Genomic DNA, 13474 nt, shown 5'->3' with positions numbered 1-13474 from the left:
GATCCGCGATTGCGCGCGGCAAGGCCGGACGCCGTGGCACGGGCCGAAAAAATGAATGTCCGAAAAGCAGATGAGGCGTTGCCGCTCCCATGCGGAAGGAAGCGGAGGCAAGGTCATGGGGACCCGACGCGATCAGGGCTGGACCCTTGCCGACATCCAGTGCCCCGATCCTGCGGCACGGCCTGCCGGCGTCGAAGCGCGTATTCTACCGCCGCCGTGCGCACGTTGCGAGGCCGCTTCGAGCCGCCATCCATCCAGTGGATCGATCTGAAACGCGACGCCGTTCTTCAGGGCCGGTCGGCGGCCGCCTGCGCCACCGCCGCGTGGCTGCGCGCTATTTTCTCCACAACCAGAGCAGCAAGGTCAGTACGAGCGACAGCAGCACGCCCGTCATCAGCGGAAAATGAAAACTGAAATCGTCCCGCTCGATCGAGATGTCGCCCGGCAGGCGACCGAAGGGCAGGCGGGACAGCCACGGCCATGACAGGCCGGCGGCGATGAAGACGAGGCCGATGAGGATCAGGAAGCGCTGCATGGTCGGCCCTCGGGCACGCGCCGGGCGGCTGCATGCCGCCGCTTGGGTCTTTCCGTCAGCTTTCCTGCTCGACGCCGAACAGGCGCAGGATGTCCTGGAAGGCGTCGAAGCTCGATTTCGGATCGTAACGCTCGAAGATCTTGATCTGCTGTTCGCGCGCGGGGGAGGGGAGCGAGCCGAGGATCACCGCGCGCTCGCTCAGGATGTCTCCCTGCATCCGCTCGGTCACGAAGAGGAAAGGAATGGGCAGGAACAGGCCGTCCCCTTTCGGCAGATGGAAGCGCGGGTTTTCTGGCAGGATCTTTTCCGTGGCGTGGCTTTTCATTGGATCTCGATCTTGAATTCAGTCGGGCAGGGTTATACCCGCAAGCTGGAAAGAGGGCGTTGACCAAAGTCATACTGCGGCGATGGAAGCGGCGGGTGTGGATCCTGCCATGCATCGCCGCAGGGAAGACCGCCGCCCCGGCATTTGGTTCGTGGCCTGCCTTTGGCCGGGACAGGCGGCGGCGAGGGTGGCGTCCGGGTGTTTCCGGGCACCGCTGCGCCGATCCCGCGGCTATGATCGCCGGCACGAAACACAGCCGCAGGAGATCCCTCCCATGACCCGCGACGCCACGATGCCCTGGTGGCAGGATCTGACGCCGCGCCGCATCGCCGGCCTCGCAGCGGCCGATGCCGTCGCCGTCCTGCCGCTGGCGGCGATCGAGCAGCATGGCGAGCATCTGCCGCTGTCCACCGATCTCGACATTGCGCTCGGCCTGCTGCAGGCGGCGCTGCCGAAGCTGCGGCCGGACCTGCCGTTGTGCGTGCTGCCGCCGCTTGCCGTGGGGCTGAGCCTGGAGCACACGGCATTCGCCGGCACCCTGAGCCTGGCGCCGGAAAACGCGCTCGCCACCGTGGTCGACCTCGGCGACGGCGTGGCGCGGGCCGGAATCCGCAGGCTGGTGCTGTTCAACAGCCACGGCGGCAACACCGCCATCGTCGATCTGGCCGCGCTGAAGCTGCGGGCGGCACATCGCATGCTCGTGGTGCGCGCCAACTACCTGCGCTTCGCGCCGCCGCCGGACGCGCTGCCGGCGGACGAACTGCGCCACGGCATCCATGGCGGCGCCCTCGAGACGGCGATGATGCTGCACCTGGCGCCGCACAAGGTCCGGACCGAAGCCGTGGATGACTTCCGCTCGCTGGGCCGGGACCTGGAGCGTGCCGGACGCCTGCTGCGCCCGGGCGGGGAAGCGGGCTTCGGCTGGATGGCGCAGGACCTCAACGCGGGCGGCGTGACCGGCAATGCGAAGCTCGCCGATGCCGCCCTGGGCGAGCGTCTCGTCCGTCACTTCGCATCCACGCTGGCGCGGATCATCGAAGAGGCGAAGGACTTCGACCTGACGACGCTGGCCGCGCACGGCCCGCGGTGGGGCGTGGCCTGAGGCGGGCAGGCATGGCCGGAACCCGGATGCCGGCGCCGCCCCGCCGCGCGTTCAGGCGCCGCTCACCGCGCCGGGTGCGGGCAGGCGCTCGGGCTCGGTGGAGGCCGGCTCGTCCTGCTCGCCGAGCAGTTCGTGCAGCCAGTGGCCGTGGCGATGGGCCTTGGTCTGCAGGTAGCGCTGGTTCTGCGCCGTGACCTCGCCGTAGATGGCCTCGCGCGCGACGACGTTGATGCCCGCGCGCTGCAGGGCTTCCACCTTGCCCGGATTGTTGGTCAGCAGCTTCACCTTGGTCACCCCGAGTTGTTCCAGCATCTCGTAGGCGATGCGGAAGTTGCGTTCGTCCTTGGAAAAGCCGATCACCTGGTCGGCGTCGATGGTGTCCAGGCCCTCGTCCTGCAGGCCGTAGGCACGCAACTTGTTGGCAAGGCCGATGCCGCGGCCTTCCTGCGACAGGTACAGCAGCACGCCGCCGCCCTGCGCGTCGATCGCGGCCACGCCGCGGCGCAGTTGTTCGCCGCAGTCGCAGCGCAGGCTGCCGAACAGGTCGCCGGTGAGGCACGAGGAATGCAGGCGTACCGGCACCGCATCCGGCCAGCCCGCGACGTCGCCGATCACGATGGCGACGTGCTCGTGAAGGCCGTCGGCCTCGCGGAACAGCACGAAGCGGCTGTTCTCTGCCTCCGCCAGCGGCACGCGCGCCTCGCTGACGCGGGTCAGGCTGCCGGAGCCGCCGTCGCACAGGCGCAGCGCCTCGGCCGCATCCACCGCGAGCAGGTTGCCGCAGGCCACCTCGGCCGCCACCACGCCGGCATGTTCCGGCGCCACGGCGCAGGCAACGGCCGCGGGCACCAGTTGCGCCCGTCCGAGCAGCCGCAGCGCCGCGCGCTCGGCGCGATTGCCGGCGGCCTGCGTGGTGGCGGCCGGCAGGCTCGCGCCCCGCGTCCAGGCCAGCTCGCGCAGCCCGCCGCAGTCCGGCCTTCCGGGCAGGGAGAGTGCCACCGCGTCGTGCGCGTCCCCCTGGCCCAGCGCGGCCATGCGGTGCCGGCTCAGCACCAGTTGCGCGGCGGAGCCGGCGAGGGCTTCGAGCGCCGCAAGGGCTTCGTCGTGCAATCCTTCGACGGCCTGAACCAGGGTGTCCCCGGCGGAATCGCGCAGCAGGACGGGAAGTCCGCGTCGCAGATCGAAAATGGCACGCTCGGCTTGGCGCATCTGTTGTTCTCCATCGGAGTATTCCGGTTCGCGGACGTGCTCGCGGCCGCACATGCCCGCGCAGGCCGCGTCGCCAGGAAGGCGCGGATGAACCGTTACGGAAAGGGCTTCAAACGTTCGATCAATTTTTTTCAGATTGGGGCGGACGTGCGGATTGCAAGCCCATGCCGTCGATTGGTCCGCGCGGTTGACGACAAGTTTCTCCGCCGACGGGCGGGAAGCCGGGATTCCGGCGAGGGAACGCGGTGTCCGGGGCGGATGGGGTTCTACGTCATCGGCAATTCCGGTATCGTCGCCGGCGAGCGGCCCCGAACTGATCGAGCGCCTGGAGCGCGCCAAACAGACTCTGCGCGACAAGCGCATCCGCGGTTTCGAGGAATGACATGAACCCACCCACCCCGCTGACCCAGACGCCGGCCTGGCGCGCACTCGCCGCCCATCGCGACGAAACCGGCGAGCGGCCGATGTCCGCGCTGTTCGCCGCCGACCCGGCGCGCTTCGAGCGCTTCTCGGTGCGCGCCGCCGGGCTGTTCCTGGACTACTCCAAGAACCGCATCGACGACCGCGGCATGGCGCTGCTGGCCGCGCTCGCGCGCGAGCGCGGGCTCGAGGCGGCGCGCGCCGCGATGTTCGGCGGGCAGCGCATCAACAACACCGAAGACCGCGCGGTGCTGCACGTCGCGCTGCGCAACCGCGGCGATGCGCCGCTCGAGGTGGACGGCGCCGACGTGATGCCCGCCGTGCGCGACGTGCTGCGGCGCATGGGCGCGTTCGCCGAAGCGGTGAGGGAAGGGCGCTGGCGCGGCCATACCGGCGAGGCGATCACCGACATCGTCAACATCGGCATCGGCGGCTCCGACCTCGGCCCCGCGATGGCCTGCCAGGCACTGGCCGCCCACGGCCATCCGCGCCTGGCGATGCATTTCGTGTCCAACATCGACGGCGACCACCTGGCCGGCGTGCTGGCGCGGGTGAAGCCCGCCACCACCCTCTTCATCGTCGCCTCGAAGACCTTCACCACCGTCGAGACCATGACCAACGCCGCCAGCGCGCGCGCCTGGTTCCTCGCCGGCGGCGCGGCCGAGGCCGACGTCGCGAAGCACTTCGTCGCCGTATCGACGAATGCGCAGCGGGTCGCCGCCTTCGGCATCGACCCCGCCAACATGTTCGGCTTCTGGGACTGGGTGGGCGGGCGCTATTCGATGTGGTCGGCGGTCGGCCTGCCCATCGCGCTGTACGTCGGGCGCGACGGCTTCGACGCCCTGCTCGACGGCGCCTGCGCCATGGACCGGCACTTCGCCGAAGCGCCGCCGGAACGCAACATGCCGGTCATCCTCGGCCTCCTGGGCGTGTGGTACCGCGGCTTCTTCGGCTCGGCCAGCGTATCCGTCGCGCCCTACGCGCAGGCGCTGGCGCGGCTGCCGGCCTACCTGCAGCAGCTCGAGATGGAAAGCAACGGCAAGTCCGTCACCCGCGACGGCCGGCCGGTCGACACGCCCGCCTGTCCGGTGATCTGGGGCGAGCCCGGCACCAACGGCCAGCATGCCTTCTTCCAGTTGCTGCACCAGGGCACCGACCTCATCCCGGTCGATTTCATCGCCCCGCTCACGGCGAGCCACGGCCTCGCGGACCATCACCGCCTGCTGCTGGCCAACTGCATCGCGCAGAGCAAGGCGCTGATGGTGGGCCGGACGGCCGGCGAAGTGCGCGCCGAACTGTCGGCCGCCGGGCTGGCCGGCGAGGCGCTCGAAGCGCTGGTACCGCACAGGGTCTTCCCCGGCAACCGGCCCAGCAACACGCTGCTGCTGCCCGACCTGTCGCCGCGGTCGCTGGGCGCGCTGGTCGCACTGTACGAGCACAAGGTCTTCGTGCAGAGCGTCATCTGGGACATCAACGCCTTCGACCAGTGGGGCGTGGAACTGGGCAAGCAGATCGCGGCTCGCATCGGCGCCGAACTGGCCGGCGGCGCGCCCGGCGTGCACGACGGCTCCACCTTGGGGCTGATCGCCGCGGTACGCGCCGCATCCTGACGGCGGGCGAGGGAGCGAAAGCCCGCCCGGCGGCGAGCATCGTCCGGCGTTCGTGTCCGTATCGTCGCAGGCACATGGACCGGGCAGTCCGGACGTCATCGCCGGTCATCCGGATCCATGGCCTGAGATTTCATTGCGGCCGTCTCGCTCCTCGACGGCCACGAACGCAAAGCGATACACTGCGCCGCAGCTTCCCGGCCAGTATCCGATTGCGCATCGGCATGCGGCCGGCGGTGGCAGGAGACACCCTTCGAGTCGATAAGACAACGGGCCAGGAAATCGCCCATCTCGCGCACACGCTGCCGAGATGAAGGCGAGCCCGATGCTTGGCCAGCTCATTGCCTGGAAAAGGCGAGGGCGAGCCGGGCAGTCTTGAAGGGCACGAAAAATGAAAAGCGATCCGGATGCGGCAATCGGACAGCGACTGCCGTGCCCGATCCATCCGTTTTGGTGCGCAATGTGCCGAAATGGTGCTGGAGGAGACGATGCTGCTGGATGAACCCGCCTTGCCGGGCCATGGCCGCGTTAGGGACGCGGCCCTGGTCGCTTCGAGCAATCTGCTGTTCCAACTGGACGACACCGACAGCGTCAGGGAGCGTGTGGGCCAGGTCTTCAAACCCCACGATCTGGCTCCGCTTCGTACGGGGGAACGCGTCAACGCCTTCATGCACCACGTGCGCCGGGGGCGCCTGTCCCTGAGCCGGCTTGAGTACGGTACGGGAGTGAAGATCGATCCCGGTCGGCTGGACAGCTTCTACCTGGTGCAGATCCCCGTTCGCGGTTCTGCATTCATCCATTGCGGCGGCCATCGTTTCGAGTCGCGGCCCGGCCTCGCTTCCCTGGTGTCGCCCGGCCTGCCCCTCTCCATGCGCTGGGAGGGCGGGGCGCCGCAGATCGTGCTGCGGATCGACCGGGACCAGATGCTGTTCCACTGTCGCCAGCATCTGGGCGGGGAATGCGAGAGGCCGCCCGAGTTCTGTCCGGAACTCGATCTGACGCGCAGCGGCGGGGCCTATTTCGCCCAGTTGCTCGGTCTGCTGATGGATGCCGTGGCTCAACCCGACCATCCCCTCCACCAGCCGCTGGTACTCAAGCAGTTCGAATCCAGCCTGATCAATGCCCTGCTGTACGGCGTTCCCAGTACGGTCAGCGAATTGCTGGCCGGAGGGACCGGAAAGGCAGCTTCGCCTTACTACGTGAAGCGCGCGGAGGAATACATCCGCGCCCATCTCAACGAGCCCCTCAGCATCGAACTGCTGGCCGAACACGCGGGTGCCAGCGTGCGCACGCTGTTCGCCGGTTTTCGCAATGCCTGCGGCACCAGTCCGATGAGCTTCCTGCGCAACCTGAGGCTGGACCAGGTCCGCGCCGAACTGGCGGGCGGCGAACGCGTGTCGGTGAGCGAGATCGCGTACAAGTGGGGCTTCAACCATCTCGGGCGCTTCGCCCGGGAGTACAAGCGCCGGTTCGGCGAATCGCCGTCGGCGACGCTGCGCCATCGTCCCGACTGACCGGACAGGGACGCGGAGTGCCTCGTTTGCACAGGGTTTCCGACGGCGCTTCGCCATAGCGCGTCCGATACTCCCTGGCAAAACGTCCAAAGTGGTTGAAGCCCCAGTCCAGGGCGACCGTGGACACGCTCGCGCCGGGTAGCGCGGCGAGCAAGGCCGCGCGCGCGCCTTCCAGGCGGCAGCGCTTCAAATACGCCATGGGCGTGAAGCCGGTCCAGGAACGCAGGCTCTCGTACAGCCTCTGGCGCGACACGCGGGCAATCGCCTCGATATCCTCCAGGCGCAGATCCCGGCGCGCATTGTCGCGGATGAAGCGGCAGGCGCGTCGCACGTATTCCGGACAGTCCGGGTCCTGCCCGTCCGCGAGTTCGCGCGAATAGTTGTTCGGCTGCGCCAGCAGCAACCCCTTGATCAGCAGGAATTCCAGGCCCGGGGCGATTCCCGGCTGCCGGTAGAGTTGTTTCGTCGCGTGCCAGTCGTCGAACAGATGCGCCGCCATCCTCCACCAGGCGGCGACTTCGCCCCGGCGCATGTCCATCCGGGGATCGAAGGCGAGCGGCTCGGCGGCCGGCCGCTCCAGCAGCTTCTCCAGTACTTCCTGCGCCGCCGGGCGGCGGATCACCACCTGCAGCTTGCGGCAGTCGGCCGAGATGTCCAGTTCCTGGTCCGCAAACGGTGAAACGACCACGCCGCCGCCCGCATCCGAACGGTGCTTCTCGCCGCGGCTGCGCAGGATCTGGCTGCCCTCCAGCGGAAGGCTGAGGCTGTAGCCGTCCAGTTGCACGTCCCGGTCGATACCTATGGTCACGTCGGAGCCGTAACGGATCTGTCCCAGCACCGTACCCAGGGTCGGCAGGCGCACGGCGTCGTGGACGAAGCCGAGGCTTCCCGACCTGCGCGATTCCAGGTGATGCGGGCCGCAGATGCCCGCCATCCAGTTGCGGGCACCGTCCAGCCGGTCGTGGGCAGCGTGCAGTTCGGCGTCGTTGGGGGCCATGTGCGATCTCTCCGGTTCGTCTTCGCTTCAATTCTGGCCGGCTCGCCCAGCGCCCTCTAGCCACGGAGTGCAATCGTCGACGGTGCAGGCTGCAGTGTCCGGCCAGTGCGTGAAAAAACGGCTCGTGTTCGCAGGGTTTCTGGCTAGTTGGGTCTGCGGCGGAAGCGTCCAATGGGCCCGCGGTTCCAGCATGCCAGGGCCCGCCGATGCGAGCGGGCGGTCCGGTGGATGTTCCGCAGGCCGGGGTGCGAGGCCGGTGGAGCGTACCGCGCTGCCGGGCGGACGAAAGGGGGCTGAATGCCCCGGACAAGACAAAGACAGACAGATTCCAACCCAAAGGAGAAATCGATGAAAGGTCGTTCTATCCAGGTGCCGTCCGCGGACGGCAGCTTCGCCGCCTATCTGGCGGTATCGGTCGATGGCCGCGGGCCGGGCATCGTCCTGTGCCAGGAGATCTTCGGCGTCAATGCCGCGATGCGCGCGGTGGCCGACCATCTGGCCGAGGAGGGCTATACCGTGCTCGTGCCGGACCTGTTCTGGCGCCAGCAGGCCGGCGTGGAACTGGGCTATGGACAGGAGGATTTCGCCCGCGCCCTGTCCCTCTACCAGGGCTTCGACGAGAATCTCGGCGTCGCCGACATCGGAGCGAGCCTCGCCTGCCTGCGTGGCCTGCCCGAATGCAGCGGTGCCGGGCTCGGCGTGGTGGGCTACTGCCTGGGCGGGAAGCTGGCCTATCTCGCCGCGTGCCGGTTGCCCGAGGTGGCCTGCGCGGTGGCCTACTACGGGGTCGGCATCGAGAAGGCGCTGGGCGAACTGGAAGGGCTGCGCGGCCGCCTGGTGGTGCACATCCCCGAACTCGACGACTTCTGCCCGCCGCCTGCCCGCGACGCCATCCGTACTGCGCTGGCCTCCTGCCCGAAGACCGAAGTCCATGTCTATCCCGGTGTCGGCCACGCCTTCGCCCGTCCGGCGGGCGACCATTACCACAAGCCTTCCGCGCTGCTCGCCCACGAACGCAGCATTGCCGCGCTGCGCCGCGTACTGGGGCCGGACTACGATCTGTCCGCGCTGTGGGAAGAGCACATCCGGCACGAGTTCGACACCCGCAACGTGCCTGCCACCATGGCGACGATGGTGGATCAACCCTACGTGAACCACATCCCGACCATGACCGGGGGCGTGGGCAGCGCGGAACTGAGCCGCTTCTACCGCTACCACTTCATCCACAACAACCCGGCGGACATGCGGCTCACGCCCGTCTCCCGCACCGTGGGAGCGTCCCAGATCGTGGACGAATTCATCATGAGCTTCACCCACGACCGCGAGATCGATTGGCTGCTGCCTGGCGTAAAGCCGACCGGCAAGTACGTGGAGATCCCCATGCTGGGAGTCGTCAAGTTCCGCGGCCCCAAGCTCTACCACGAGCACATCTACTGGGACCAGGCCAGCGTGCTGGTGCAGATCGGCCTGCTCGACCCGGCAGGGCTGCCGGTGGCCGGCGTGGAGACGGCGTACAAGCTGCTCGACGAAAGCCTGCCTTCCAACACCCTGATGCCCAGTTGGCCCGGCAGCGCCGGCAAGCCGATCACCGCCTGAGGAGCCCGACATGAAAAGACTTCAGGGCAAGGTCGCAATCGTCAGTGGCGGCGCAACCCTCATCGGTGCCGCGGTCGCCCGCGGCCTGACGGAGGCGGGCGCCAGGGTGGCGATCCTCGACGTCGATCCCGCCGGCGCCCAGGTCGCCGCGAGCCTGGGCGACGAGGGCATGTTCGTCGCGGTGGACCTGACCGACGACGCAGCCCTCGAGGCGGCGGTGGCCGAGGTGCGCCGGCGCCTGGGCGGGGTCGATCTGCTCGTCAATCTCGCCTGCACCTATGTCGACGATGGCTTCGCGTCGTCCCGCCAGGACTGGCTGCGGGCGCTGGACATCAATCTGGTGTCGGCAATGGCGCTGACGCGGGCGGTGCACGCGGACCTCAAGGTACGCCGCGGCGCGGTGGTGAACTTCACCTCCATCTCCGCCTCCGTCGCCCAGACCGGTCGCTGGCTCTATCCGGTGTCCAAGGCCGCCATGCGCCAGCTCACCCGCAGCATGGCCATGGATCTCGCGCCCGACGGCATCCGCGTCAATTCGGTGTCGCCGGGCTGGACGTGGTCGCGTGTCATCGCCGAGATTTCCGGCGGCGACCGGGCCAAGGCCGACCGCGTGGCGGCGGACTTCCACCTCCTCGGCCGCCTGGGTGATCCCGGCGAGGTCGCCAACGTGGTGGTCTTCCTGTGTTCCCCGGAGGCCAGCTTCGTCACCGGTGCCGACTATGCCGTCGATGGCGGCTATTCGGTGATGGGGCCGGAGCGCAACCAGCCTGCCATTCCGCGGCTCGCCGGATAGGGCGGGCGTCCCCTTCTGCTTTTCACGGCCTTCATCCGGCCGTCCGTGGCCGGACGGGGCACCTACAACGACAATCCATCCCCAAAGGAGAATCACATGCGTCGCATCGCCATCGTCGGAGCCGGCCAGTCCGGTCTCCAGCTCGCCCTCGGTCTGCTCGCCCGGGGCTACCACGTCACCCTCACATCGAATCGCAGCGCGGAGGAGATCCGCCAGGGCAGGGTCACGTCCAGCCAGTGCATGTTCGATGCCGCCTTGCAGACCGAACGCGACCTCGGCATCAATTTCTGGGAAGAAAGCTGCCCGCCCGTGGAAGGCATCGGCCTCGCCGTTCCCCACCCCGAAAAGCCCGGCCAGCGGCTCTTCGGTTGGAGTGCCCGCCTGGAGAACGTGGCGCAGTCGGTGGACCAGCGCCTCAAGATGCCGTACTGGATCGAGGAGGTCGAACGCCGCGGCGGGGAAGTGCACCTGCAGGACGTGGGCGTGCCCGAACTCGAACGACTCGCCGCCAGCCATGACCTGGTGCTGCTGGCCGCGGGCAAGGGCGAGATCGTCAACCTCTTCACCCGCGATGCCGAGCGCAGCCGCTTCAGCCAGCCGCAGCGCGCCCTGGCCCTGACCTACGTAACCGGCATGACGCCGATGGCGCCGTATTCGCGCGTCGCCTTCAACCTGATCCCCGGTGTCGGCGAGTACTTCGTATTCCCGGCCCTGACCCTGAGCGGGCCGTGCGAGATCATGGTGTTCGAAGGTATTCCCGGCGGCCCGATGGACTGCTGGCAGGGCGTGAATTCGCCGGAGCAGCATCTGGAAAAGAGCCTGGAGATCGTCAATCGCCATCTGCCCTGGGAGGCGGAGCGCTGCCGCAACCTGGCGCTCACCGACGACAAGGGCTTCCTGTCGGGCCGCTTCGCTCCCACCATCCGCAGACCGGTGCTGACCTTGCCGTCCGGCCGCCGGGTGTTCGGCATGGGCGACGCCGTCGTGGTGAACGACCCGATCACCGGCCAGGGCTCCAACAACGCCGCCAAGTGCAGCAAGGTCTATCTCGACGCCATCCTCGCCCGCGGCGGCCAGGCATTCACGCCCGACTGGATGAACGCCACCTTCGAGCGTTTCTGGAACTACGCCCGGCACGTGGTCGCCTGGACCAACACCATGTTGCTGCCGCCACCGGCGCATCTGTTGAAGCTGCTCGCCACGGCCGGCCAGTCGCCCGAACTGGCATCCATCCTGGCCAACGGCTTTGACGATCCGCGCCGGTTCGAGCCCTGGTGGTTCGATGTCGACCAATGCGAGGCGCTGATCGAGCGCACCTTGCCGATGGCGGCGTGAAGCGCATGGAGCCCGCGATCATGAGCGCGCCGCAAACCCCCGCAACCGTGCTGTCCAGCGTCGGCGGCAGCGATGCCCGTACCCTGCGCAATCTGCTGGGCCAGTTCGCCACCGGGGTGACGGTGATCACGACCCGCGCCGCTGACGGGCGCCGGGTCGGGATGACGGCCAATTCGTTCTCCTCGGTGTCCCTGGAGCCGCCGCTGGTGCTGTGGAGCCTGTCGCGCAACGCGCCCAGCCTGCCCGACTTCGTGGCGGCCGGCCACTTCGCCATCCACGTGCTGGAGCGCGGCCAGCATGGCCTGTCGAACCGCTTCGCGCGGCCGGCGGACGACAAGTTCGCCGGCCTCGACCACGGCGAAGGGCCGGCCGGCATTCCGCTGCTGGAGGGGGCGGTCGCCACGCTGGTGTGCCGCAACAGCAGGCAGTACGACGGTGGCGACCACCTCATCTTCATCGGTGAGATCGAGCAGTTCGGCCAGGGAGGTGGGGAACCACTGCTGTTCCACGCCGGCCGCTATCGCATCGCCGTCGCCCATCCGGACCTGGAGGACTGAAGGCAGGGAAGCACGGAAGTCGGCCCAGCACCGTCCGGTCTGCCGCGGAAAGCCCGCGTCGGACCGGACGCCTCTCCACGCCGGGCGCGCGGCGTGGACCCGCCCGCGATGCGCGCCGTCACTGCCGGTCGAACCGCACCCCCCTGGACAGCAGCAGCCCGGCCACCGACGCCATCCCGGTGACGATCCAGGTCAGATGCCACCCGCCGTACCTGCCGGCCACCCACGCCACGAAGGGCGGGCCGAGGAACTGGCCGAAGGCCGAGCACTGCTGCATCCAGCCGACCGTGGTCGACACCGTGCGCGCGTTCGGCGCCACGTGGACCACCAGCGAGAAGAGCGTGCCCGGTATCAGGCCGCCGACCGCGGAAAACGCCAGCGCTGCCGCGTATCGCAGCACCGGGGCCCCGGCGGTGAGCGGGGTGAAGGCCACGAAGGCGGTCGCCGCCATGGTGGCGAAGCCGGCGTAGAGCAGGTGCCGGGCGCAGGTCCCGTGGTGCAGCAGGCGCCCCGCGGCCACGCTGCCGACGATGTTGATGAGGCAGGCCAGCGCCGTCAGGCTGCCGGCCGTCTGGCCGGAGATGCCGGCCTGGGCGTAGACCGAAGGCAGGAAGCCGATCACGGCCAGCCACTGGCTGGTGTACATGGCGAAGATGATCGCGACGCGCCACGGCCCGGGGCTCGTCAGCGTGGTGCGCAGGCGCTCCCACCATGGCTCGCCGTCCGCCTGCGGGGCCGGCGCAGGCGCCGGCTGCTGCCGCTCCGGGGGAACGAGGAAGGCCACCGCGACGGCGGCGATGGCGGAAAGCCCCCCCAGCAGGCCCCACAGGCCGTTCCAGCCCACCACCTCCATGATCGCCGGGCCGCCCAGCAAGGGCAGCGCGGCGCCCGTGCCCATGTAGGTGCCCCACAGGCCCAGGTAGAGCGCCAGCCGGGCAGGGGGCACCAGTTGCCGGATCAGCCCGGGCGCCGGCAGCACCGTCAGCAGGAAGCCCAGCCCCTCCAGCCCGCGCAGGGCCAGCAGATCGAAGGGGCGCGCGGCCCACATCGCGCAGAAGCCGGACAGCGCCAGGATCGCCTGCCCGGCGACGATGCTGCGCCGCACGCCGATCGAATCGGCGGCGAGGCCGGCGAGGACGCCGATCAGCATGCCCGCCATCTGCACCATCGAAAGCAGGAAGCCGGCCTCCACCAGCGACAGGCCGAGCGCCTCGCGCAGCACCGGGATGGCCGGCGGGATCTTGCCGATGTGCATGGCCGCCACCACGCCGGACAGGATGACGATGACGGCGGGCTGCAGGCGGGAAGGGTTCGATCGGGTCACGGGTCGCTGTCGCGCGCCGATGCGCTCGGCGCCGCTCGAAAGGGATTTGCTGGAAAGCCGCGGGCCGGCCATGCCGCGGCCGGGCGACGCCGGCCGGAACGGGTTTCGCCATTCCGGCGGAACCGCGAAAGTCTATTGATAAGGAAATGCTGAATAAACG

13 protein-coding genes are annotated in these 13474 nt (G+C 69.0%); 8 read left to right on the top strand and 5 right to left on the bottom strand.

Annotated elements, in window-relative coordinates; all coding sequences use genetic code 11:
* Positions 1–334: 334 nt before the first annotated feature.
* A complete protein-coding gene (locus tag CCZ27_RS09330; RefSeq protein WP_096447577.1) occupies positions 335–535 on the bottom strand; it encodes a DUF2905 domain-containing protein in 201 nt (66 codons plus the stop codon).
* A gap of 55 nt (positions 536–590) precedes the next feature.
* Positions 591–860, bottom strand: coding sequence for a hypothetical protein (locus CCZ27_RS09325; RefSeq protein WP_096447575.1), 270 nt, complete (start codon positions 858–860; stop codon positions 591–593).
* A 274-nt stretch (positions 861–1134) separates the two neighbouring features.
* On the opposite strand from CCZ27_RS09325, the gene CCZ27_RS09320 reads away from it, so the two are divergent.
* Complete coding sequence (locus CCZ27_RS09320) at positions 1135–1962, top strand: creatininase family protein (protein ID WP_096447573.1); 828 nt, start codon at positions 1135–1137, stop codon at positions 1960–1962.
* Positions 1963–2013: 51 nt separating this feature from the next.
* Here the strand turns inward: CCZ27_RS09320 and ribA are convergent, their stop codons facing one another.
* Positions 2014–3072, bottom strand: coding sequence for a GTP cyclohydrolase II (gene ribA, locus CCZ27_RS09315; protein WP_232516620.1), 1059 nt, complete (start codon positions 3070–3072; stop codon positions 2014–2016).
* On the opposite strand from ribA, the gene CCZ27_RS23965 reads away from it, so the two are divergent.
* The 3 genes from CCZ27_RS23965 to CCZ27_RS09300 all read left to right on the top strand — a co-directional run bounded on the left by CCZ27_RS23965 (position 3067) and on the right by CCZ27_RS09300 (position 6712).
* A complete protein-coding gene (locus CCZ27_RS23965; protein WP_198363385.1) occupies positions 3067–3558 on the top strand; it encodes a hypothetical protein in 492 nt (163 codons plus the stop codon). The genes ribA and CCZ27_RS23965 overlap by 6 nt on opposite strands.
* Positions 3555–5201 (top strand): glucose-6-phosphate isomerase, encoded by a 1647-nt coding sequence (pgi, locus tag CCZ27_RS09305; RefSeq protein WP_096447569.1) that lies wholly within the window; start codon positions 3555–3557, stop codon positions 5199–5201. The genes CCZ27_RS23965 and pgi overlap by 4 nt, the downstream gene beginning before the upstream one ends.
* 485 nt (positions 5202–5686) lie before the next feature.
* The gene (locus CCZ27_RS09300; protein WP_096452369.1) at positions 5687–6712 is read left to right on the top strand and encodes an AraC family transcriptional regulator; all 1026 of its coding nucleotides are present in this window, start codon (positions 5687–5689) and stop codon (positions 6710–6712) included.
* Here the strand turns inward: CCZ27_RS09300 and CCZ27_RS09295 are convergent.
* Positions 6627–7709: an AraC family transcriptional regulator gene (locus CCZ27_RS09295; RefSeq protein WP_096447567.1), complete on the bottom strand. Its 1083-nt coding sequence runs from the start codon at positions 7707–7709 to the stop codon at positions 6627–6629. The genes CCZ27_RS09300 and CCZ27_RS09295 overlap by 86 nt on opposite strands.
* 348 nt (positions 7710–8057) lie before the next feature.
* Here CCZ27_RS09295 and CCZ27_RS09290 point away from each other — a divergent pair, with 348 nt between their 5' ends.
* The 4 genes from CCZ27_RS09290 to CCZ27_RS09275 all read left to right on the top strand — a co-directional run bounded on the left by CCZ27_RS09290 (position 8058) and on the right by CCZ27_RS09275 (position 11990).
* Entirely contained in the window at positions 8058–9305 is a 1248-nt protein-coding gene (locus CCZ27_RS09290; RefSeq protein WP_096447565.1) for a dienelactone hydrolase family protein, read from the top strand.
* A gap of 10 nt (positions 9306–9315) precedes the next feature.
* A complete protein-coding gene (locus CCZ27_RS09285; RefSeq protein WP_096447563.1) occupies positions 9316–10098 on the top strand; it encodes an SDR family oxidoreductase in 783 nt (260 codons plus the stop codon).
* A 96-nt stretch (positions 10099–10194) separates the two neighbouring features.
* Positions 10195–11433: a styrene monooxygenase/indole monooxygenase family protein gene (locus CCZ27_RS09280; RefSeq protein ID WP_096447561.1), complete on the top strand. Its 1239-nt coding sequence runs from the start codon at positions 10195–10197 to the stop codon at positions 11431–11433.
* 20 nt (positions 11434–11453) lie between these two features.
* Complete coding sequence (locus CCZ27_RS09275; RefSeq protein ID WP_096452367.1) at positions 11454–11990, top strand: flavin reductase family protein; 537 nt, start codon at positions 11454–11456, stop codon at positions 11988–11990.
* A gap of 118 nt (positions 11991–12108) precedes the next feature.
* Here the strand turns inward: CCZ27_RS09275 and CCZ27_RS09270 are convergent, their stop codons facing one another.
* The gene (locus CCZ27_RS09270; protein WP_232516619.1) at positions 12109–13314 is read right to left on the bottom strand and encodes an MFS transporter; all 1206 of its coding nucleotides are present in this window, start codon (positions 13312–13314) and stop codon (positions 12109–12111) included.
* Between the last annotated feature and the right edge of the window lie 160 nt (positions 13315–13474).

The sequence above is a fragment of the Thauera sp. K11 genome, from assembly GCF_002354895.1.
Lineage (GTDB): Bacteria > Pseudomonadota > Gammaproteobacteria > Burkholderiales > Rhodocyclaceae > Thauera > Thauera sinica.
This window is presented reverse-complemented; position numbering and strand designations above follow the sequence as displayed.

What these genes read in the sequence shown, in the direction of transcription:
- pgi (WP_096447569.1), top strand. Translation starts at nt 3,555, where the DNA reads ATGAACCCACCCACCCCGCTGACCCAGACGCCGGCCTGGCGCGCACTC.
- CCZ27_RS09325 (WP_096447575.1), bottom strand. Translation starts at nt 860, where the DNA reads ATGAAAAGCCACGCCACGGAAAAGATCCTGCCAGAAAACCCGCGCTTC.
- CCZ27_RS09330 (WP_096447577.1), bottom strand. Translation starts at nt 535, where the DNA reads ATGCAGCGCTTCCTGATCCTCATCGGCCTCGTCTTCATCGCCGCCGGC.
- CCZ27_RS09320 (WP_096447573.1), top strand. Translation starts at nt 1,135, where the DNA reads ATGACCCGCGACGCCACGATGCCCTGGTGGCAGGATCTGACGCCGCGC.
- CCZ27_RS09290 (WP_096447565.1), top strand. Translation starts at nt 8,058, where the DNA reads ATGAAAGGTCGTTCTATCCAGGTGCCGTCCGCGGACGGCAGCTTCGCC.
- CCZ27_RS09280 (WP_096447561.1), top strand. Translation starts at nt 10,195, where the DNA reads ATGCGTCGCATCGCCATCGTCGGAGCCGGCCAGTCCGGTCTCCAGCTC.
- CCZ27_RS09295 (WP_096447567.1), bottom strand. Translation starts at nt 7,709, where the DNA reads ATGGCCCCCAACGACGCCGAACTGCACGCTGCCCACGACCGGCTGGAC.
- CCZ27_RS09275 (WP_096452367.1), top strand. Translation starts at nt 11,454, where the DNA reads ATGAGCGCGCCGCAAACCCCCGCAACCGTGCTGTCCAGCGTCGGCGGC.
- CCZ27_RS09285 (WP_096447563.1), top strand. Translation starts at nt 9,316, where the DNA reads ATGAAAAGACTTCAGGGCAAGGTCGCAATCGTCAGTGGCGGCGCAACC.
- CCZ27_RS09300 (WP_096452369.1), top strand. Translation starts at nt 5,687, where the DNA reads ATGCTGCTGGATGAACCCGCCTTGCCGGGCCATGGCCGCGTTAGGGAC.